The organism is Roseateles sp. T103 (assembly GCF_057219915.1).
This window is the reverse complement of the sequence record NZ_JBXVVS010000002.1, coordinates 531,247-551,444: the sequence shown is the minus strand read 5'-3', so window position 1 is coordinate 551,444 and position 20,198 is coordinate 531,247. Positions and strand designations below refer to the sequence as shown.

The 20,198-nt window shown below is 70.4% G+C and carries 15 protein-coding genes and 1 riboswitch; of the genes, 5 read left to right on the top strand and 10 right to left on the bottom strand.

Annotated elements, in window-relative coordinates; genetic code table 11:
- Positions 1-2: 2 nt before the first annotated feature.
- The 4 genes from thiS to AC2EBS_RS08960 all read right to left on the bottom strand — a co-directional run bounded on the left by thiS (position 3) and on the right by AC2EBS_RS08960 (position 4,817).
- Entirely contained in the window at positions 3-212 is a 210-nt protein-coding gene (gene thiS / locus AC2EBS_RS08975; protein ID WP_484728047.1) for a sulfur carrier protein ThiS, read from the bottom strand.
- Positions 209-1,246, bottom strand: coding sequence for an FAD-dependent oxidoreductase (locus tag AC2EBS_RS08970; protein WP_484728046.1), 1,038 nt, complete (start codon positions 1,244-1,246; stop codon positions 209-211). The genes thiS and AC2EBS_RS08970 overlap by 4 nt, the downstream gene beginning before the upstream one ends.
- 426 nt (positions 1,247-1,672) lie before the next feature.
- Complete coding sequence (thiC, locus tag AC2EBS_RS08965; RefSeq protein WP_484728045.1) at positions 1,673-3,535, bottom strand: phosphomethylpyrimidine synthase ThiC; 1,863 nt, start codon at positions 3,533-3,535, stop codon at positions 1,673-1,675.
- 206 nt (positions 3,536-3,741) lie between these two features.
- Positions 3,742-3,849, bottom strand: a riboswitch (TPP riboswitch).
- Positions 3,850-3,893: 44 nt separating this feature from the next.
- On the bottom strand, positions 3,894-4,817 hold the full coding sequence (locus AC2EBS_RS08960) for a LysR family transcriptional regulator (protein ID WP_484728044.1): 924 nt from the start codon (positions 4,815-4,817) through the stop codon (positions 3,894-3,896).
- Positions 4,818-4,955: 138 nt separating this feature from the next.
- On the opposite strand from AC2EBS_RS08960, the gene AC2EBS_RS08955 reads away from it, so the two are divergent.
- From AC2EBS_RS08955 to AC2EBS_RS08940, 4 genes are all read left to right on the top strand, one after another.
- Positions 4,956-5,579, top strand: a complete 624-nt coding sequence (locus AC2EBS_RS08955; protein WP_484728043.1) for an FMN-dependent NADH-azoreductase — start codon at positions 4,956-4,958, stop codon at positions 5,577-5,579.
- Between the two features lie 79 nt (positions 5,580-5,658).
- Positions 5,659-6,558 carry a pirin family protein gene (locus AC2EBS_RS08950; protein WP_484728042.1) on the top strand — a complete coding sequence of 300 codons (900 nt, stop codon included), beginning with the start codon at positions 5,659-5,661 and terminating at the stop codon, positions 6,556-6,558.
- 55 nt (positions 6,559-6,613) lie between these two features.
- Positions 6,614-8,611 (top strand): GspE/PulE family protein, encoded by a 1,998-nt coding sequence (locus AC2EBS_RS08945; protein WP_484728041.1) that lies wholly within the window; start codon positions 6,614-6,616, stop codon positions 8,609-8,611.
- A gap of 35 nt (positions 8,612-8,646) precedes the next feature.
- Positions 8,647-9,684: a hypothetical protein gene (locus tag AC2EBS_RS08940; RefSeq protein WP_484728040.1), complete on the top strand. Its 1,038-nt coding sequence runs from the start codon at positions 8,647-8,649 to the stop codon at positions 9,682-9,684.
- 9 nt (positions 9,685-9,693) lie between these two features.
- Here the strand turns inward: AC2EBS_RS08940 and cueR are convergent, their stop codons facing one another.
- Together cueR and AC2EBS_RS08930 are read right to left on the bottom strand one after the other, a co-directional pair.
- Positions 9,694-10,107: a Cu(I)-responsive transcriptional regulator gene (gene cueR, locus AC2EBS_RS08935; protein WP_484728039.1), complete on the bottom strand. Its 414-nt coding sequence runs from the start codon at positions 10,105-10,107 to the stop codon at positions 9,694-9,696.
- Between the two features lie 117 nt (positions 10,108-10,224).
- Entirely contained in the window at positions 10,225-12,615 is a 2,391-nt protein-coding gene (locus AC2EBS_RS08930) for a heavy metal translocating P-type ATPase (protein ID WP_484728038.1), read from the bottom strand.
- Between the two features lie 139 nt (positions 12,616-12,754).
- Here AC2EBS_RS08930 and AC2EBS_RS08925 point away from each other — a divergent pair, with 139 nt between their 5' ends.
- On the top strand, positions 12,755-12,967 hold the full coding sequence (locus AC2EBS_RS08925; RefSeq protein ID WP_484728037.1) for a heavy-metal-associated domain-containing protein: 213 nt from the start codon (positions 12,755-12,757) through the stop codon (positions 12,965-12,967).
- A 25-nt stretch (positions 12,968-12,992) separates the two neighbouring features.
- Here the strand turns inward: AC2EBS_RS08925 and AC2EBS_RS08920 are convergent, their stop codons facing one another.
- The 4 genes from AC2EBS_RS08920 to AC2EBS_RS08905 form a co-directional block, all read right to left on the bottom strand.
- Positions 12,993-14,690 carry a PAS domain-containing sensor histidine kinase gene (locus AC2EBS_RS08920; RefSeq protein WP_484728036.1) on the bottom strand — a complete coding sequence of 566 codons (1,698 nt, stop codon included), beginning with the start codon at positions 14,688-14,690 and terminating at the stop codon, positions 12,993-12,995.
- A gap of 51 nt (positions 14,691-14,741) precedes the next feature.
- Positions 14,742-16,892 carry a xanthine dehydrogenase family protein molybdopterin-binding subunit gene (locus AC2EBS_RS08915; RefSeq protein WP_484728035.1) on the bottom strand — a complete coding sequence of 717 codons (2,151 nt, stop codon included), beginning with the start codon at positions 16,890-16,892 and terminating at the stop codon, positions 14,742-14,744.
- A gap of 1 nt (position 16,893) precedes the next feature.
- A complete protein-coding gene (locus AC2EBS_RS08910) occupies positions 16,894-17,364 on the bottom strand; it encodes a (2Fe-2S)-binding protein (RefSeq protein ID WP_484728034.1) in 471 nt (156 codons plus the stop codon).
- A gap of 83 nt (positions 17,365-17,447) precedes the next feature.
- On the bottom strand, positions 17,448-20,189 hold the full coding sequence (locus AC2EBS_RS08905) for a hybrid sensor histidine kinase/response regulator (protein WP_484728033.1): 2,742 nt from the start codon (positions 20,187-20,189) through the stop codon (positions 17,448-17,450).
- Positions 20,190-20,198 lie beyond the last annotated feature (9 nt).

The window sequence follows — 20,198 nt, the reverse complement described above, 5'->3', positions numbered from 1 at the left end:
GATCAGCCTCCGACGATGGGCTTGAACAGCAGGACCTGATCGCCGTCGTTCAACACGGTGTCAGGTCTTGCGTCCCGCGCGACGAACTGGCCGTTCAGCGCGGTGGCCACGCTGTCGGGCGCGCGCTGCAGCTGTTCGAGCAGATCGGCCAGCGTGCTGCCGGTTGGCAGCGGCAGCGGTTTGTCGTCGAGGTGGATGGTGATGGTGCTCATGAGTTCTCCAGGCTCGCCAGGCTGCTTGTGCTCAGCAGCTGCTGCACCAGCGCTGGCGCGAGCAGCCAGCCGTGGCGGTACAGGCCGTTGAGCCGCAAGAGGCCAGGCTCGGCCTGCGTGTGCGGCAGGTTGTCGGGCAGGGTGGGACGCAGATTGCGGTCCAGCCGGGTGATGCGCGCTTCGGCGAGCTGGGGCAGCACGCTGTGCGCGGCTGCCATCAGCTCGACGGCGCTTTGCAGGCTGACGGGGCTACGGTCTTCGCTCTCGATCTCGCTGGCGCCGACGAGCAGCTCGCGCTCGCTGCGCGGCACGAGATAGACGCGATGGCGCGGATGCAGCAGGCGCAGCGGCCGCAGCAGGCCGTGGCCGGGCAGGTCCAGTGCGACGATCTCGCCGCGCACACCGCGCAGCGGCAGCGTCGGCCGCGTGCCCAGGCCGCGGGTGTCGATGGCCCAGTCGGCCTCAATGCGCTGGCCGTCGGCCAGCTTCAGCGCGCCGGGCTGCACCTCGGCCACCGGCTGTTGCCAGCGCCATTGCACGCCGCATGCATCGTCGTGCAGCGCCGCCATCGCCTGCACCGGATGGATCAGCCCTTCGCCGGGCAGCAGCCAGCCGCTCAGTCCGGGCGCCAGCGCCGGCTCGAGCTCACGCAGCTCGAGCGCGTTCAAGGCTTGCGCGCCGGGCATGCGGGCCAGCGCGCGCTGCGCTGCGCTGCGGTCGCTACCGTGGGCGAGCAGCAGACTGCCGTCCAGCGCCAGTCGCGGCCTTGTGGTCTCGGGCAGGGCGGCGACGATGGCCGGCCACAGCACGAGGCTGCGCCAGCCTAAAGCGGCGATCTCGGCACCGCCGCAGTCCTGCTCGGCCAGCGGGCTGAGCATGCCGGCGGCAGTGAAGCCGGCCGCGCCCTGGCCGTCGAAGCGCGGCTCGGGGCCGGGCCCGGCATCGAAGACCGTCACGCGATGCCCGGCGCGGGCGAGCGACCAGGCGAACAGGCGGCCGGCAAGACCTGCCCCCGCAATGGCGATGCGGCTCATCTCGATGACTCCTGCCGCTGCGCTTGGCGTGTCTTTCGGCATGGCAGGTCATGGGACAGCTCGCGTGCGACGGGCTGAGCGGCGCCGCAGAGGGCGGGCGGGGGCGTCCACTGCATGCCAATACCCAAGGGCTTTGGCTCTCGCCAGGCGCCGAGAGTCCATTGGACTCTCGGTGTCCGGGCTCGATCCCCCGGCCGCCTTGCGGCCTCCTCCTTTACTTCCGTGTCCGCCCCCGCCCACCCTCTGCGGCGCGGGCATGGCTCAGCGGAAGGAGCAATGCGCCAAGCAGGGGGGTGGTGTGGCCCCGTGGCGCAAGTAAAGGAGGAGCCCGCGCAGCGGGCGGGGGACATGGAGCCACGGGGTCGCGCCGCCACCCTGCGTTTCCCGCAGTGTTTCGCGGCAATGCCGCTTGGAACTAGCCTCACCTCAGACCGCCCGAACCGGGATGTAGAGCTCGCCCCCTTGCGAGCGGAACTCCGCGCTCTTCGCCAGCATGCCCGCCTCGGCCTCCAGCTTGGCGCTGTAGTCGCGCACGTCCTGGCTGATCTTCATCGAACAGAACTTCGGCCCGCACATCGAGCAGAAATGCGCCACCTTGGCGCTGTCCTTGGGCAGCGTCTCGTCGTGGAACTCGCGCGCGGTCTCGGGGTCCAGGCCGAGGTTGAACTGGTCTTGCCAGCGGAACTCGAAGCGCGCCTTGGACAGCGCATCGTCGCGCGCCCGCGCGCCCGGGTGGCCCTTGGCGATGTCGGCCGCGTGGGCTGCGATCTTGTAGGCCATCAGGCCGGCCTTGACGTCGTCGCGGTCGGGCAGGCCCAGGTGCTCTTTGGGCGTGACGTAGCAGAGCATCGCGCAGCCGAACCAGCCGATCATCGCCGCGCCGATGCCGCTGGTGATGTGGTCATAGCCCGGCGCGATGTCGGTGGTCAGCGGGCCCAGCGTGTAGAACGGCGCTTCGTCGCAAGCTTTTAGCTGCTCGGTCATATTGGCCTGGATCATGTGCATGGGCACGTGGCCGGGGCCTTCGATCATGGTCTGCACATCGTGCTTCCAGGCGATCTTGGTCAGCTCGCCCAGCGTGCGCAGCTCGGCGAACTGGGCCTCGTCGTTGGCGTCGGCCAGCGAGCCTGGACGCAGCCCGTCGCCCAGCGAGAAGCTGACGTCGTAGGCCTTCATGATTTCGCAGATCTCTTCGAAGTGCGTGTAGAGAAAATTCTCCTTGTGGTGGGCGATGCACCACTTGGCGAGGATGGAGCCGCCGCGCGAGACGATGCCGGTGCGGCGCTTGGCCGTCAGCGGCACGAAGGGCAGCCGCAGGCCCGCATGGATGGTGAAGTAGTCCACGCCCTGCTCGGCCTGCTCGATCAGCGTGTCGCGGAACAGCGCCCACGTCAGCTCTTCGGCGATGCCGCCGACCTTCTCCAGCGCCTGGTAGATCGGCACGGTGCCGATGGGCACGGCGCTGTTGCGGATGATCCAGTCGCGCGTGGTGTGGATGTTGCGGCCGGTGCTGAGGTCCATCACCGTGTCGGCACCCCAGCGCGTGGCCCAGACCATCTTCTCGACTTCTTCCTCGATGGACGAGGTGACAGCCGAGTTGCCGATATTGGCGTTGACCTTCACCAGGAAGTTGCGGCCGATGATCATCGGCTCGAGCTCGCCATGGTTGATGTTGGCCGGGATGATCGCGCGGCCGCGGGCGATCTCGTCGCGGACGAACTCGGGCGTGATCACATCGGGAATCGCGGCGCCGAAGCTGTGGCCCTTCAGGCGCGCTTCGCGCTCGGCGTCGGCCTCGTACTCGCGCATCCAGGCCATGCGCTGGTTCTCGCGGATCGCGACATATTCCATCTCGGCGGTGACGATGCCCTGGCGCGCGTAGTGCAGCTGCGTCACGTTCATTCCCGGCTTGGCACGGCGCGGCTGGCGCTGCAGGCCGGCGCTGATCTCGCGCAGGCGCAGCTGCTGCTCCTGGTCGCGCAGGCCGTCGTCGATCAGCTGCAGGCTGCGGCCGGTGTAGCTCTCGGTATCGCCGCGCGCTGCCACCCAGGCGCTGCGCGGCGCGGCCAGGCCGCGGCGCACGTCGATCTCCACGGCAGGGTCGGTATAGGGACCGGAGGCGTCGTAGAGGCCGATCTGCTCGCCATTGCTCAGCGCGACGCGCCGCATCGGCACGCGCAGCTCGGGGAAGCGCTGGCCGGGCGTGTAGTGCTTGCTCGACGCGGGCAGCGGCGTGCGGCTGATCTGCGGGCTGAAGGGCTCCAGGCCGGGTTCGGTAGGACGGTTCATGGCGGGCGGTCTCCGTGAGGCGGTTGGGCCCCGGAGCCTGGACATGAATGACGGCAGTGGACGCGGACGCGCGACGAGGCGGGCTATGGCTGCGCTGGAGACGACAAGGGCCCGGGACGCGGTGGCAGGGGAGGTGCATCGGCAGGCCACTATGGCCAGTGGCGGCGACCTCAGCCCTGGAGCATCGTGTCCAGGGCCCGCCCCCAGGCAGGGGAGCAGGCTCTTCTTACGCCGGTATCAACCGGATCAAGTTCAGCGGGTCTATGGCTTCCACCACATCTCAGCCCGATAACAGGGCACCCCGGAGCAGGCGCGCAGTATAGGGCGGGCCGACGAGCTCGCGCTCGCGAGCCGTGGGCTAGTCGCGTGCCGGGCAGGCCGCCAGCGCCGTTGCCAGCGCGTCGATGAACAGCCGCGTGCGCAGCGGCATCAGGCGACGCTCGGGGAACACGGCCCAGCAGTTCTGCGGCGCGGTGCACCAGTCGGGCAGCACGCGCAGCAGCTCACCGCGCTGCACATAGGGCAGCGCGAAATGGTCGCCGACCGCGGCGATGCCTATGCCCTCGCAGGCCAGGCGCAGCAGGGTCTCGGGCGAATTGACCAGGCTGCGCTGCGGCGGCACGCCCTGCCAACGCTGAAGCTGCGCGTCCTCACCGTTGCGCTGCAGCTGCCAGACCATGGGCTCGCCGGATCGCGTCAGGATCATCAGCGCATGGCGCTGCAGCAGCTGGTCGGGTGCGCGCGGCTCGCCTTCGCGCTGCAGATAGGCGGGTGCGGCGTAGAGACCGGTGGTGAAGGTCGCCAGCCGTCGCGCGGCGAGCTGGCTGTCGTCGGCCAGATCGCCCATGCGCACCGCGAGGTCGAAGCCCTCGGCGATCAGGTCGACGCGGCGCGGCGACAGGTCCAGCTCCAGCCGCACCTCGGGGTAGGCCTGCACATAGGCCGCCATCGCCGGCACCAGCGCCTGGTTGGCCAGGTCGGCGGGCATAGAGACGCGCAGCCGCCCGGTGGGCTTTTGGCGGCGATGCTGGGCCAGCGCCAGCGCATGCTCGACCTCGGCGGCCAGCGCGCGGGCATGTTCCAGCACATCCTGGCCGAAGGCGGTCAGCGCCAGACTGCGCGTGCTTCGCTGCAGCAGCTTCTCGCCCAGCCGCGACTCCAGCGCCGCGAGGCGCCGCGACACGGTGGACTTGGGCAGCTGCAGCCGTTCGGCCGCCCGGCTGAAGCTGCCGGCCTCGACCACGCGGGCGAAGAGCAATAGATCGTCGGCATCGGGGCTCATGGGTTTGATTGTGCCGCCGATGGAACAGAGATGTGCATTTTGATGTCTTCTGTTGCTGGATGGAGATTAATACAGTGGAGTCATCGGCTCAGCCCCAGCGGCAGCTCCGCACCGTCCACCCCAGCAAGGAGTACCACGATGAAGATCCTGCAAATCAATTCCAGCGCCCGCCGCATCGTCGGTGAGCAAGGCTCCGTCTCCACTCGCCTGGCCGGCGAACTGGCCAGGGCGCTGAGCCGCCAGCACGCGGGTGCGGCGATCACCGTGCGCGAGCTGGGCCTGGACCCGCACCCGGCGCTGGACGAGGCCGCGCTGGCCGCGCTGTTCACGCCGGCCGAGCAGCGCAGCCCCGAGCAGGCCCAGCGCGTAGCCGCCAACGATGCGTTGATCGCCGAGCTGATGGCGCACGACGCGATCGTGATCGGCACGCCGATGATCAACTTCGCGGTGCCGGTGCAGCTGAAGAACTGGATCGATGCGATCGCCCGCGCCGGCACGACCTTCCGCTACACCGCCACCGGCCCGGAAGGCCTGGTCACGGGCAAGAAGGTCTATGTGGTGGTCGCCGCAGGCGGCATGCACCGCGGCCAGCCGACCGACGGCATCACGCCCTATCTGCGCACCGTGCTCGGTTTCATGGGCATGACGGACGTGGAGTTCGTCTATGCCGAGGGCATGGGCATGGGGCCGGACGCGGCGGCCGCCGGCATCGCCTCGGCACGCGAGCAGATCGCCGCGCTGCTGGAGACGGCTGCGGTCTAATCGCAGCCGCAGCCCGGCACACCATCGCAGGCGGGGCGCCGCGGCGTCCCGCAAGGCATGCGCGAACCAGGAGACAGCCATGAGCAGCGAGTCCGGCACCCTCATCATCAGCAGCAGCACCGCCGCCGACACGGTGAGCCGTCCGCGCGGCATCGAGCGCCTGGTCGCTGGCCAGGCCACCAGCGACGGCGCCGGCGTCAAGCTGACCCGCGTGCTGACCCAGGACCTGCAGCGCCGGCTCGACCCCTTCCTGATGCTCGATGCCTTCGGCTCGGACAAGGCCGACGACTACATCGCCGGCTTTCCCGACCATCCGCACCGCGGCTTCGAGACCGTGACCTACATGCTCGAAGGCCGCATGCGCCACCGCGATTCGGCTGGCAACGAAGGCCTGCTCGGCAATGGCGGCGTGCAGTGGATGACCGCCGGCCGCGGCGTGATCCACAGCGAACTGCCCGAGCAGGAAGAAGGGCGCATGGAAGGCTTCCAGCTTTGGCTGAACCTGCCGGGTAAGGACAAGATGTGCCCGCCCTGGTATCGCGACATTCCGTCGGCGCAGATCCCCGAGTTCGAGCGTGACGGCGTGACCGTGCGCGTGATTGCCGGCGAAAGCCACGGTGTGGCCGGCGCGATGCAGCGCGAGGCCACCGAGCCGCTCTACCTGGACCTGCACCTGGCACCGGGCGCGCGCTTCGAGCAGATCATCCCCGAGGGGCACAACGCCTTCGTCTACGTCTACCGCGGTGCACTGCAGTTCGAAGGCAGCTTCACCGTGCCGCAGCAGCGCATGGCCATCTTCGCCAACACGCCGGGCAGCGACGGCGTGCGCCTGCAGGCCGGCGATGCGCCGACACGGGCGATCCTGATCGCCGGCCGGCCGCTGAGGGAACCGATCGCGCAGTACGGCCCCTTCGTGATGAACACCCGCGAGGAATTGATGCAGGCTGTGCACGATTTCAACAACGGGCGCTTGGCGTGAGCGCTTCTTGATCCCGGCGCTTGCCGCCGGCTACGGCAGGCCTTAGCCTGCCGAGATGAGTTCAGACAGCAGTACCCGCGGCTATACCCACGACACCGTCCCGGCGGCATTGGACGCGCTCAGCGACCGGCCGCCGCCTTCACGGCCGGCATCGGTGGCGGTGGACCTGGATGAGCTCTGGGCCGCGGTTCAGGAACAGCCCGAGCACCATGCGCCGCACCTGGGCGATGCGCTGGTCGAAGCCGGCTTGCTGCAGCCTATGCAGCTGCAGCAGGCGCTGCGCCGCCAGGCCGCGATGGGCCAGCATGTGCCGATCGGCGAGCTGCTGGTGCAGCTGGGGTTGATCAGCGCCTCGCAGCTGCGCATGACGCTGGCGGTCTGGCTGGGCGTGCCCACGGTGGACCTGGGCCATGCCCGCCCCGAACCCGAGGCGCTGGACCGCGTGCCGCGCGCGCTGGCGCAGCGCGAATCGGTGCTGCCGCTGATGGTGCGCCAGGACGAGCTGGTGGTGGCGGTGCCCGACCCCTGGGACCAGCGCCTGCTGGACGTGCTGCGCTTCGTCGCCGAGCTGCGCGTGCGGCCGGTGCTGGCCGCGCCGGGCACGCTGACGCCGGCGATCGCGCAGGCTTACCGCATCGTCGGCCCCGACGCCGCGGTCGCCGCTGCGCCGGCCCCGAGCGCTGGCAACGGCGCGCCGGGCGACGGGCGCCTGCGGCTCACGCAGGCCGCCACCGTGCGCGAGCTGGTGCAGGAGCTCGGCAGCGGCGAGGCCACCAGTGCCGCCGCCGATACAGACAGCAGCGTCATCTCCGAATCGGACAACGTGCTGGTGCGCCTGGTCAACCGCATCATCGCGGACGCGATCGAGCTGCGCGCGTCGGACATCCACATCGAGACCTTCGAGGCACCGAAGCCGGTGCGTGTGCGCCTGCGCGTCGATGGCGATCTGGTGCGCTATCTGGAGCTGCCCGCCAAGGTGCGCTTCGCGCTGGTGGCGCGGCTGAAGATCATGGCCGATCTCGACATCTCCGAGCACCGCCGGCCGCAGGACGGCAAGATCGACTTTGCTCGCTTCGGCGGCACGCCGCTGGAGCTGCGCATGGTCACCGTGCCGACCAGCGCAGGCTTGGAGGACGTGGTGCTGCGCCTCTTGGGCGGCATGCGGCCGCTGCCGCTGGACGGCATCGGCCTGTCGGACGCCAACCTCGCCGGCCTGCGCCGCATGATGGCCAAGCCCTACGGCCTGCTGCTGATCTGCGGCCCCACCGGCTGCGGCAAGACCACCACGCTGCACTCGGTGATGCGCGAGCTCAACGAGGACAAGCGCAAGATCTGGACCGCCGAGGATCCGATCGAGATCACGCAGGAAGGCCTGCGCCAGGTGCAGATGAACCCGCGCATCGGCTGGACCTTCGCCGCGGCGATGCGCACCTTCCTGCGCGCCGACCCCGACGTGATCATGATCGGCGAGATGCGCGACGAGGAGACCGCGCGCATCGCCATCGAGGCTTCGCTGACCGGCCACCTGGTGATGTCGACGCTGCACACCAACTCGGCGCCGGAAAGCGTCACCCGCCTGCTCGAGATCGGTCTGGACCCGTTCATGTTCTCGGACTCGCTGCTCGCGGTGCTGGCGCAGCGGCTGGTGCGCCGGCTCTGCCTGGACTGCCGCATCGCCGAGCCGCTGGACGAGCGCGCGCTGCGTTCGCTGCTGCGCCTGTACCAGCAGTCGGGCAGCGGCGGCGAGCAGGACGAACAGCGCTTGGTGAAGACCTGGCTGGATCGCTACGGCGTCGATGGCCAGCTGCGCCAGTACCGCCGCTGCGGCTGCGACAGCTGCAACGGCACCGGTTACAAGGGGCGCCTGGGCATCCACGAGCTGGTCATCGCCGACGATGCGCTGCGCGAGCTGATCCGCCGCCGCGCGCCGGCCGCCGAGATGTTTGCCGCCGCGCAGCACAGCGGCATGACCACGCTGCGCCAGGATGGCATCGAGAAGCTGCTCGCCGGACTCACCGATCTGACCGAGGTGCTGGCCGCGACCAACCAGTAGCGTCGCGCGGCGACGCACCACACAGGAGGGAAGGCATGGAACTCGAACGAAGCAACAACCCCGGCACCGGCCGCGCCGCCGGCTTCGACGGTGGCCTGCTCAGCGTGCCGCCGGCACTGCTGGCGACGCTGGGCGAAAAGCTCGCCGGGCTGTCGCTGAGCCTGCAGGCCGAGACGGGCCTGTCGGCGCGCGGCCGCAGCGCGATGGGCGAGCTTGAGCAGCTCGGCCTGGAGCTGCAGGAGCTGGTGCGTGCGCTGGGTCTGCCGTCCCATGGCGGCGAGGAGCGCATCGACCTGCAGCAGGCCGTCAAGGCCAGTCAGCCGCTGTGGCAGGCCGCACTGCAGCAGCGCGGCCTGACGCTGCAGCTGATGCAGGCCGACGCGGCAGCTGTGGAGATCGAGCCGGTGCTGCTGCAGCATGCGCTGGACCTGCTGATCGGCCATGGCATCGCTGGCGGCGCCGACTTCTGCCTCGCTGCGCTGCCCGCCACGCCGGCCTCGCCCGCAGGGCTGCGGCTGAGCGGCCTGGGCTCTCAGGCCGATGCGCTGGAGCTGCACTGGCAGCTGCTGCGTCTGCTGGCCCGCTCGCGTGGCTGGCGGCTGATGCGTCATGCCGCGCCCGGTGCGGCGCCGGAGGCGCCGGCCAGCCAGGTCGAACTGCTGTTTGGCGCGCCGCCGGCGGTGGCCTTCAACGATGGGCTGCCGCGCATGCACATCGCGCAGAACACGCGCGTGCTGGTCATCGACCCCAATGACCTTAGTCGTGTGCACTGCGCCAAGCTGCTCACCGAAGGCGGCATCTTGCATGACGTCGTGGCCAGCGTCGCGCAGGCCGAGGACGCGCTCAGGCACGGCCCCGGCGGCTGGACCGCGGTGGTCAGCGGCTTCCCGCTGGACGACGCGCCGATGCAGCGCCTGGCCGAGACGCTGCAGAACAGCCTGGGCGCGCTGCGCTGGATCGAGCTGGTCGACGGCTCGCACGACTTCGCCTTCGGCACGCCCGACGGCAACCGCCCGGGCCGCATCGGCCGCGCCGACCTGCAGCACACCCTGCTGGCCTCGCTGGCCAGCTGATTGGCGCTGTCAGTGCCCGTCGGCCAGCCCGTCGAGGATGGGGCAGTCGGGCCGTTCGTCGCCATGGCAGCAGCTCACCAGCTGCATGAGCGTCTGCCGCATTGCCTGCATCTCGGCGAGGCGGCGATCGAGGTCGGCGATATGCGCGCGGGCGATGCGCTTGACCTCGCTGCTGGCACGGCGACGGTTCTGCCAGAGCTTGAGCAGCTCGGTGATCTCGGCGATCGAGAAGCCCAGGTCGCGCGCACGGCGGATGAAGCGCAGCGTGTGCACCTCGCGCTCGCCGTAGAGCCGGTAGCCGGCGTCGGTGCGCGCCACGCGCGGCAGCAGGCCCAGCGACTCGTAGTGGCGCAGCATCTTGGCCGACACGCCCGAGCGCGCCGCGGCTTCGCCGATGGTGAGCATGACATCTTCAGTTTTCATCTCTTCGCCTTTCGTGGCGCTCGCTGGAGTGGAACCGCGCGACGCCCGAGGATCCGGCTCTGCCGGGCCTGCGGGCGTGCCCCCTTGAGGGGGCGCGCGTAGCGCGTAGGGGGTGGGTCACGGCCTCCAGCGCTTCAGCAGCAGCGCATTGCTGACCACCGACACGCTGGAGAACGCCATCGCCGCGCCGGCGATCATCGGGTTCAGCCAGCCCAGCGCAGCCAGCGGAATGCCCACCACGTTGTAGGCAAAGGCCCAGAACAGGTTCTGGCGGATCTTGCTCAAGGTGCGGCGCGACAGCGAGATCGCCTGCGCCACCAGCGCCGGGTCGCCGCGCATCAGCGTGACGCCAGCGGCATGCATGGCCACGTCAGTGCCGGTGGACATCGCCATGCCGACATCGGCGGCGGCCAACGCCGGCGCGTCGTTGATGCCGTCGCCGACCATCGCCACACGCTTCGCGCCGCCGCTTTTGAGCTCGCCGACGATGCGCGCCTTGTCCTCGGGCAGGATCTCGGCGCGCACCTCGTCGATGCCCAGCTCGCGGCCGATGGCCTCTGCCGCGCCGCGGTTGTCGCCGCTGAGCATCACGCTCTTCACGCCCAGGCGGCTCAGCGCATGGATGGCCTCGGCCGCGCTGGGCTTGAGCGTGTCGCCGAAGGCCAAGAGCGCCAGCACGCGCGGCGCCGGGCTCAGCGTGGCCAGCCAGGAGACGGTGCGGCCCTGGTTCTGCAAGGCCTGCGCCTGCGGCTGCAGTGCGCTCAGGTCCACGCCTAGCTCGGCCATGAAGCGGCTGCTGCCCAGGCGCAGCTCGGCGCCGTCCACCTGCGCGGCGACGCCGCGGCCGGCGACCGCGCGCAGCTCGCGCACCGCGGGCAGGCTTAGAGCCCGCGCCGTGGCGGCAGCGTTGACGGCGCGCGCCAGCGGATGCTCGCTGCCCGACTGCAGCGCGGCGGCCAGTGCCAGCTGCGCCGCTTCGTCCTCGCCAGGCGCGGCCTGCAGCGCCACCAGCTCGGGCTTGCCCACGGTGAGCGTGCCGGTCTTGTCGAAGGCGACCACGTCCAGCTTGGCCGCCAGCTCCAGCGCCTCGGCGTCCTTGATCAAGAGGCCATGGCGTGCCGCCACGCCGGTGCCGGCCATGATGGCCGTCGGCGTGGCCAGGCCCAGCGCGCAGGGGCAGGCGATGACCAGCACCGCCACCGCATTGAGCAGCGCATGCTCCCAGTCGCCGTTGTAGAAGCCCCAGCCCAGCACCGTGGCGAGCGCGATGCCGACGACCACTGGTACGAAGACCGCGCTGACCTGATCCACCAGGCGCTGGATCGGCGCCTTGGCGGCCTGGGCCGATTCGACCAGGCGCACGATGCGCGACAGCGTCGATTCGGCGCCCAGCGCCGTCGCCTTCAGCCGCAGCAGCCCTTCGCCATTGACCGCGCCGCCGACCACGCTGTCGCCGGCATGCTTGGCCACCGGCAGGCTCTCGCCGGTGATCAGCGATTCGTCGACCTCGCTGGCGCCTTCCAGCACCTCGCCGTCCACCGGGATGCGCTCGCCGGGGCGCACGATGACCTCGTCGCCGCGGACCAGCTGCGCCAGCGGGAGCTCCTGCTCCTGGCCATTGCGGCGCACGCGCGCGGTCTCGGGTCGCAGGCTTTTGAGCGCGCGGATCGCCTCGGTGGTCTGGCGCTTGGCGCGCGCTTCCAGCCACTTGCCCAGCAGCACCAGCGTGATGACGACGCTGGCCGATTCGAAATACAGCGCATGACCGGCGTGCTCGCCATGGCGCAGCAGCTGGTAGACGCTCAGGCCGAAGGCCGCGCTGGTGCCCAGCGCGACCAGCAGGTCCATATTGCCGCTGCCGGCGCGCAGCGCCGCCCAACCGGCCTTGTAGAAACGTGCGCCCAGCCAGAACTGCACGGGAGCGGCCAGCGCCAGCTGCCACCAGCCGGGCAGCATCCATTCGATGCCGGCGACCATGCCCAGCATCGGCAGCACCAGCGGGGCGGAGAACAGCGCGGCAATCAGCACCGGAGCGCCGCTGTGCTGCCAGGGCGTGGGTGCGGGGGCATCGCTGTCGGCCGGCAGCCGGGCCTCGTAGCCTGCCTTGGCCACGGCCTCGACCAGGGCCTGCATGTCCACGTTGTCGAGCAGGCGCAGCGTGGCGTTCTCGCTGGCCAGGTTGACGCTGACCTCGAGCACGCCGGGCACCTGCTTCAAGGCACGCTCGACACGGCCCACGCAGGACGCGCAGGTCATGCCGATGATCTGCAGCGTCAGCGTCTTCTCGCGCAGGCTGTAGCCGGCCTTCTCGACTGCGGCGCGCAGCGCGTCCAGCGTGGTGCTGCTGCTGGCCTGCACGTTGGCGGATTCGGTGGCCAGGTTGACCGCGGCCTCGGCCACGCCGGGCACGGCCTGCAGGGCCTTCTCCACGCGCTTGACGCAGGAGGCGCAGCTCATGCCCGCAATCGGCAGCTTGCAGGCGAGGGTGTCGGTAGCGGATTTGTCCATGCGGGGCAGTGTCAGGCTTGACATGATGGTAAGGTCAAGCGGCTGCCGTCGGATCGCCCCGGCCTGCACAGGGGCTTGACCTTGCCATCGTGGCAAGCATCAGACTGGCGGCCTCGACAGTCCCCGCATGGAGCATTGCATGTCAGAACAAGCCTTTCACCTGCCCGATATGAGCTGCGGCCATTGCGCCGGCGTGATCACCAAGACCGTCAAGGCCGCCGATGCCGAGGCGCAGCTGGATTTCGCGCTGCCGACCCACGAGCTGAAGATCGTCAGCAGCAAGCTGGGCCGCGACGAGCTCGTCGAGTTGCTGACCGAGGCGGGCTACCCGCCGGCCCAGCAGGCCGTCTGAGCCGGGCCGGCCGCGCGCCGCAGCCTCAGCCGTCCGACTCGCCGGGCGGCGCCGCCGGCGCCACGCGTGGCAGTCGCAGCGTGAAGGCAGCGCCGCCCAGTTCGGAGGCGCCAGCCTCGATGCTGCCGCCCAGCAGACCGTTCATCAGGCTGAAGCAGATGTGCAGGCCCAGGCCTGAGCCGCCCTGGCCCAGCCGCGTGGTGAAGAAGGGATCGAAGATGCGGTCCAGATGCGCAGCGGGGATGCCGACGCCATCGTCCTCGACACGCAGCAGCAGCTGATCCTCGCCGTCGGCACGCGCGCTGACGAGGATGCGGCCCTGCTCGCGCCCGTTGAAGGCGTGCAGCACCGCGTTGTTGATCAGATTGATCAGCACCTGGCCCAGCGGGCCGGGATAGCTGTCCAGCAGCAGCGACTCCGGCACATCCACCTCGACCGCGTAGGGCTTGCGCCTGAGCGTCGGACGCAGCGTCAGCAGCACTTCGTCGACGACGCTGTGCAGCGTGAAGCCGCGGCGCTGGTAGCTGGATTGGTCGACGGCGAGCTGCTTGAAGCCGTTGATCAGCTCGACGGCACGGTGCAGATTGTTGTCGAGCACACCGGAGATCTCGGTCACCGTGCTGGCGTACTGCTCCAGCGCACTGCGCGTCAGCCGCTCGTGACGCTGGCGCTCGAAATCCTGGCAGACATGCTGCAGCGTGCTGGCCGAGAGCACGGCATTGCCTATGGGGGTGTTCAGCTCGTGGGCGACGCCGGCCACCAGCGCGCCCAGCGACGAGAGGCGCTGCGTGCGCACCAGCTCATCCTGGGCCTGCTGCACCACCGCCAGCGCATCGGCGAGCTCGCGCGTGCGCTGCGCGACACGCTCTTCCAGCGTGGCATTGAGTTCTTCCAGCGCCTGCTGAGCGCGTCGCTTGTCGGTGACGTCGCGGGCGATCCAGATGCTGAGCCGCCTCGTCGAGCTCTGCCATTGGCGCGCCGAGATCTCGAACTCGCGGATCTCGCCGTCGGCCCGGCGCATCTGCTGTAGTTCGCCGTCGAGCTGACCGTTCTTCGCGAAGCGTCCGGCCATCTGGCCTATGGCCGGCAGATCGACCCACAGCTGGATGTCGCGCGAGGTCTTGCCGATCAGCTCGTCCTTCTGGTAGCCGATGCGGTCCACCCAGGCGCGGTTGACCTCGATGAACTCGCCGGTGTCGGCATTGCTGATCAACAGCGCCTCGGGCACCACATCGAAGATCTGCCGCGCCACTGCTTCGCTGTCGCGCAGGCTTGCCTCGAGCTCGTGCTGGGCCTGGATGTCCTGCATGCTCAGCAGCAGATGCGGGCGGCCACGCAGGCTCACCTGCCTGCCGCTGATGCGGCACCAGATCTGGCTGCCGTCGGCGCGGCGCAGCGGCGCCTCGATCTGTGCCTCGGAAGGGCCGTCGCGCAGGCGTTTGATCAGCTCGTCACGGTCCTGCTCATGCTCCCACAGCCGGAGCTCGAGGCCGTTGCGGCCTATGGCGGTGTCGTCCACATGGCCGAACTGCTCGGACCAGCGACGGTTGATCGCAAGGGCCCGGTATTCCTGGGCGGGATCGACGACGGCCATTGCCACCGGCGCCTCCTCGAAGGCCCAGCCCAGCGTCTCCCAGCGGCGCATGCGGTGCCGATGCCAGAGCGTGCCCGCCACGACGGTGGCGAGCAGCGCCAAGGCAAGCAGAGGAGACAGCGTTGACATGAATCGGCCAAACGAAGGGTCCGGCCAATTTAGCAGAGCGCTGCCCCGGGTTCAGGCCTTGCGGGCCAAGGCGGAGGCCTCGATCGGCAACTTGCGCACACGAATGCCGCTTGCCGCGAAGATCGCATTGCAGACGGCCGGCGCGATCGGTGGCGTGCCCGGTTCGCCGATGCCGCCGGGCGCCTCCTGGCTGGGCAGGATGTGCACCTCGACCTTGGGCATCTCGGCGATGCGCAGCAGCGGATAGTCGTGGAAGTTGCCCTGCTCGACGCGGCCGTCCTTGTGGCTGATGCGGCCGTACAGCGCCGCGGTGAGTCCGAAGACGATGCCGCCTTCGATCTGGCGCTCGATGGTCAGCGGGTTGACGGTCTGGCCGCAGTCCACCGCGGCCACCACCCGGTGCACGCGCGGCGTGCCGTCGGCGGCCACCGAGACCTCGGCCACTTCGGCGACGATGCTGCCGAAGCTCTCGGCCAGCGCGAGACCCAGCTTGCGGCCGTCGGCGCGGGGCTTGCCCCAGCCGGCCTTGTCGGCTGCGGCCTGCAGCACCGCACGGTGGCGCGGCTTGTCGGCCAGCAGCTGCAGGCGGAACTGCAGCGGATCAGCCTTGGCGGCATGCGCCAGCTCGTCGATGAAGCTCTCGACGAAGAAGGCGTTCTGCGAGTGCCCCACCGAGCGCCAGAACCAGACCTGCGGGCCGGGCTCGGCCCGGCCGTAGGCGACGCGCAGGGTCTCGATCGCATAGGGCATGTCGTTGATGCCCTCCACCGCCATGCCATCGACGCCGCTGTCCGGCAGCTTCATGAAGCCCGAGCCGGCCATGATGGACGGGCTGCCGACATCGGCGCGCAGCGCGCTGGCGCGGCCCTGTGCGTCGATGGCGCCCTCGAAGCGCACCACCGAAGCAGGCCGGTAGAAGCCGGCCGCCATATCGTCCTCGCGGGTGTAGATCAGCTTGACCGGGCGGCCGCTGGCCTTGGACAGCAGCGTCGCATCGACGCTGAAGTCCGGCGCGAAGCGGCGTCCGAAGCCACCGCCGAGCAGCAGCGTGTTGACCTTGACCTTGGCCGGCGCCACCTGGGCGACCTGGCCGAGGATGCCCTGCGACGGTCCCTGGCTCTGCGTGCCGGCCCAGATCGTCACCTCGTCGCCGCGCACCCAGGCCAGGCAGTTCAGCGGCTCCATGCAGGCGTGTGCCAGATAGGGCACCTCGTAGCTGGCCGAGACGGTGGTCGCGGCATTGGCCATCGCGTCGCGCAGATTGCCGCGGTCCACCGCCACCGCGTCGGCATTGCTCGCCGCGCTGGCGAGCATCTCGCTGACGCGTGCGCTGGACAGCTGGGCATGCGCGCCCAGGTCCCACTGCACCTGCAGCGCATCGCGGCCCTTCTTCGCTGCCCAGTAGCCCTCGGCCAGCACTGCCACACCGCTGGGGATCGCGATCACCTGCGTGACGCCCTTGACGGCACGCGCCGCGGCCTCGTCGTACTTGAGCGGCTTGGCGCCCGGGATCGGCGCGCGCGCCATCACTGCGACCACCATGCCCTCGACGCGCGCATCGATGCCGAACTGCGCCGTGCCGTTGAGCTTGGCGGCGCTGTCCAGCCGGCGCGTCGGCTTGCCCAGGATCTTGAAGTCCTGGCTGGCCTTGAGCTTGGGTGACGTCGGCACCGGCAGCGCGGCCGCCGTCTGCACCAGTTTGCCGTAGGCGATCTTCTTGCCGCCCGGGCCCAGCACATGGCTGCGCTTGGTGCGCAGCTGCGCGGCGTCGAGCTTCCACTGCTGTGCCGCTGCGGCGACGAGCATCTCGCGCGCTGCCGCGCCGGCCTGGCGCAGCGGCGTCCAGTGCGCGCGCACCGTGGTGCTGCCACCGGTGGCCTGCATGCCGAAGATCGGGTTCTTGTAGGCCGGGTCGGCACCGGCCTGCTCGACGCTGACCAATGACCAGTCGGCGTCCAGCTCCTCGGCCACCAGCATCGGGATCGCGGTCAGCACGCCCTGGCCCATCTCGGCCGAGCCGCAGACCACGGTGACGCGGTTGTCCGGCGTGATGCGCAGCCAGGCATTGGGCGCGAAGGTGTTGCTGGCCTGGGCCTGTGCACGCCCGCCGGCCAAGGGCAGGGCGAAACCTATGCTCAGCGCGGCGCTGCCGGCAAGGAAGCCGCGGCGGGTGCTCCTGGTCAGGCTTGCGGTATCGCTCATCTCAGCCTCCCTTGCGCAGCGTGGCGGCCGCATCATGGATGGCGGCGCGGATCTGGTTGTAGGTGCCGCAGCGGCAGAGGTTGCCGCTCATCGCCTGATCGATCTCGGCGTCGCTGGGCGACTTCTTCTTCGCCAGCAGCGCACTGGCGCTCATGATCTGGCCGCTCTGGCAGTAGCCGCACTGCGGCACGTCCAGCTTCAGCCAGGCATGCTGCACCGCGCGGCCGGTCTTGCTGGCGCCGACGCCTTCGACCGTGGTGACCTTCTTGCCGGCGGCGGCCGACAGCGGTGTCGAGCAGCTGCGCACCGGCTGGCCGTCCAGGTGCACGGTGCAGGCGCCGCACAGCGCCATGCCGCAGCCGAACTTGGTGCCGGTGAGCTGCAGGTCTTCGCGCAGCGCCCACAGCAGGGGCATGTCGGGGTCGGCATCCAGGCGCACTGGCTTGCCGTTGACGTGGAGCTGGATGCTCATGGCGGTGTCTCCGGTGGGCGATCGATCTTTTGTGACTATGGGCAGGCGCGAAGCCTACACCGGCTGCGGCGAGGCTGCAGGGCTCAGGACAAGGCCGCCAGCACGCGGTCGATCTCGGCCTCCAGGCGCTGACGGGCAAGGTCGCCGGTCTGGGCCGAGTCGGCCGCAGCGCGCAGGGCCAGCACGGCCGCAATCAGCGCTTCGGCGCGCAGCTCGCGGGCGAGCGCCAGCAGGTCCGCGAGCAGATGCGCGGCCTGCTCGGGCTTGGCGATCGCCCAGCTCTGCCGCCAGCTGGCCAGAAAGGCGCGCGCATGGGCCAGGCGCTGCGGCGTCAGCGCGTCGGTGTCCAACGTCGGCAGCGCCGGTGCCGTCGCCTGCGGTGCGAGTTCGGGCGGTATGCCGCGGCGCGCCCAGCGCGCGACCATCGCGAGCAGCTCGTCCAGCCCCACCGGCTTGCTGAGATGGTCGTCGCAGCCGGCTTCCAGGCTGCGCCGCACATCGTCGGCGAAGGCATTCGCGCTCAGCGCGATCACCGGTGTGCGCGCCCGACCTTGCTCGGCTTCGATGCGGCGGATCTCGCGCGTCGCGCTCAGGCCGTCCATGCCCGGCATCTGCACGTCCATCAGCACCAGGTCGTAGGCGCCGCTGCGGAAGCGCTCGACGCCAATCACGCCGTTCGTCGCCACGTCGATGCGGTGCGCCTGCGGCTCCAGCATGGCTTCGAGCACCAGCACATTGACCTCGTTGTCCTCGCACAGCAGGATGGTCTGTGGCGGTGGCGGCGTGCTGGGCGCCGCTTGAGCCGCCGGACGCTGGCCAGCAGGCGGCGCTGCGCACGCCGGCAGCGGCAGCGCGATGTGGAAGCTGCTGCCCTGGCCGGGCACGCTCTCCAGCCAGATGCGCCCGCCCATCAGCTCCACCAGGCTGCGGCTGATCGACAAACCCAGGCCGGTGCCGCCGAAAAAGCGCGTGACGCTGCCGTCCGCCTGGGTGAAGGGCTCGAAGACCAGCTCGTGCTTGCTCGGCGCGATGCCGATGCCGGTGTCGCTGACGGTAAGGCGCAGCATGTCCTCGTCGCGGCGCACGAGCAGCGTGACGCGGCCCACCTGGGTGAACTTGATCGCATTGCCCAGCAGGTTCAGCAGCACCTGGCGCAGGCGCTTGTCGTCACCGTGCACCCAGCCCTCGGCCGACGGCGAAAAGTCCAGACGCAGCCACAGCCCCTGGCCTTCGGCCCGGGCCCTGAGCAGGGCAATGCACTGCTCGGCCAATGCGCGCACGTCGAAGTCGCGCGCGTCCAGCTCCAGTCGCCCGGCTTCGATCTTTGAGATGTCCAACAGCTCGTTGATCAGCGCGAACAGCGCCTGCCCCGAGGACTGGAACAGCTCGACATGGCGGCGCTGCTCGGCGCTCAGCGGCGTGCGCGCCAGCAGTTCGGCGGTGCCGAGCAGCGCATTCATCGGCGTGCGGATCTCGTGGCTGACGTTGGCCAGGAACTGACTCTTGGCCTGGCTGGCTGCTTCGGCCAGCTCGCGTTCGTAGCGCAGCTGCCGGCTGTTGAGCTGCTCCCAGCGCAGCTGTGCCAGCGCAAGAAAGCCCAGGCCGCCGAGCAGCAGCAGCAGCGGCTCCAGCGGCGCGAACAGCACCGCCTGGCGGAGCGCCAGCCCGACCAGCAGCGCCAGCGCCAGCAGCGCCGCCAGCGCCTGCAAGGCATGCGCGGCCAGCCGCGGCCGCCGGGTGGCGCCGGCGGCCAGCAGCGGCAGCGCAGCGATCAGCCAGGCCACCGTCTGCCAGCCCCAGCCGGGCGCCAGCCACTGCCGGCCCTGGCTCAGCGCCGCATGGGCCGCTGCGAGCATCGAGGTGCCGGAGATCTGACCGGCGGGCGTCATCACCGCGTCCGCAAAGAAGGCGCTGCTGCCGATGAAGACAGTACGGCCGGCCAGCTGGCGCCGCAGCGCGGCGTCCTGCTCCTGCGTCACGTCGCCGAGCGCGGCGCGCACCAGGCTTTGCCAGGCCACGCGTGGCAGCGCGGCATCGCTGGCGGGCAACGGCAGGCGCACGCGCCCCTGCGCGTCGAGCTGCCAGCGTCGCGCACCGACCACCAGGCGCTGCTGATCGTCGACCAGCCAGCGCAGGGCATTGGCCTGGCGCAGCTGGGTGGCCAGCGGCAGCGCCGGCAGCAGGCGGTCCTTCACCCGGTGCAACATCGGCAGCTGGCGCAGCCGGCCGTCGCTGTCCAGCGCCGTGGTGATGATGCCCAGCCCGCCCGGAAGCCGCTGTGCGGCCAGCAAGGCGGGCGACGGCAGGCTCAGCGCGGCCCAGGCCTTCGCGGCATCGTGCTCGCCGCGCGCGGGCTGCCCCAGCGGCTGCAGCAGCGTCGCCTCGCGGGCATCCATCTCGAGCGGTTGCTGCAGTGCCGCGGCAGCGAGCACCACGTCGGGCCTTTGCGCGAGCGTGCGCGCGAAGTCCTCGTCGCCGGCGCGCTCACCGGCGAAGACGATGTCGATCGCCACCAGCTCGGCGCCGGCGTCGCGCAGGTAATCGATCAGCAGCGCGTAGACCTGGCGCGAGTAGGGCCAGTCGCCCAGCAATGGCTGCATCTGACGCAGGCCGACGTCGTCGATGTCGACGACCAGCACCTCGTCGTAGCTGAGCGCGGGTGCCGCCCAGCGTGCCAGCAGGTCGGCGAACGCGGTCTGCGGCTGGCGCAAGCTGCCGCTGAGGGTGAGCAGCAACACCAGCGCAAGAACCAGTGGCAGCCCCAGCCTGTGCCAGGGACGGGCCAGGGCGCGCAGCGGGCTCGGCGTCTCGTCTGGCTGCTGCATCGGCGTGGC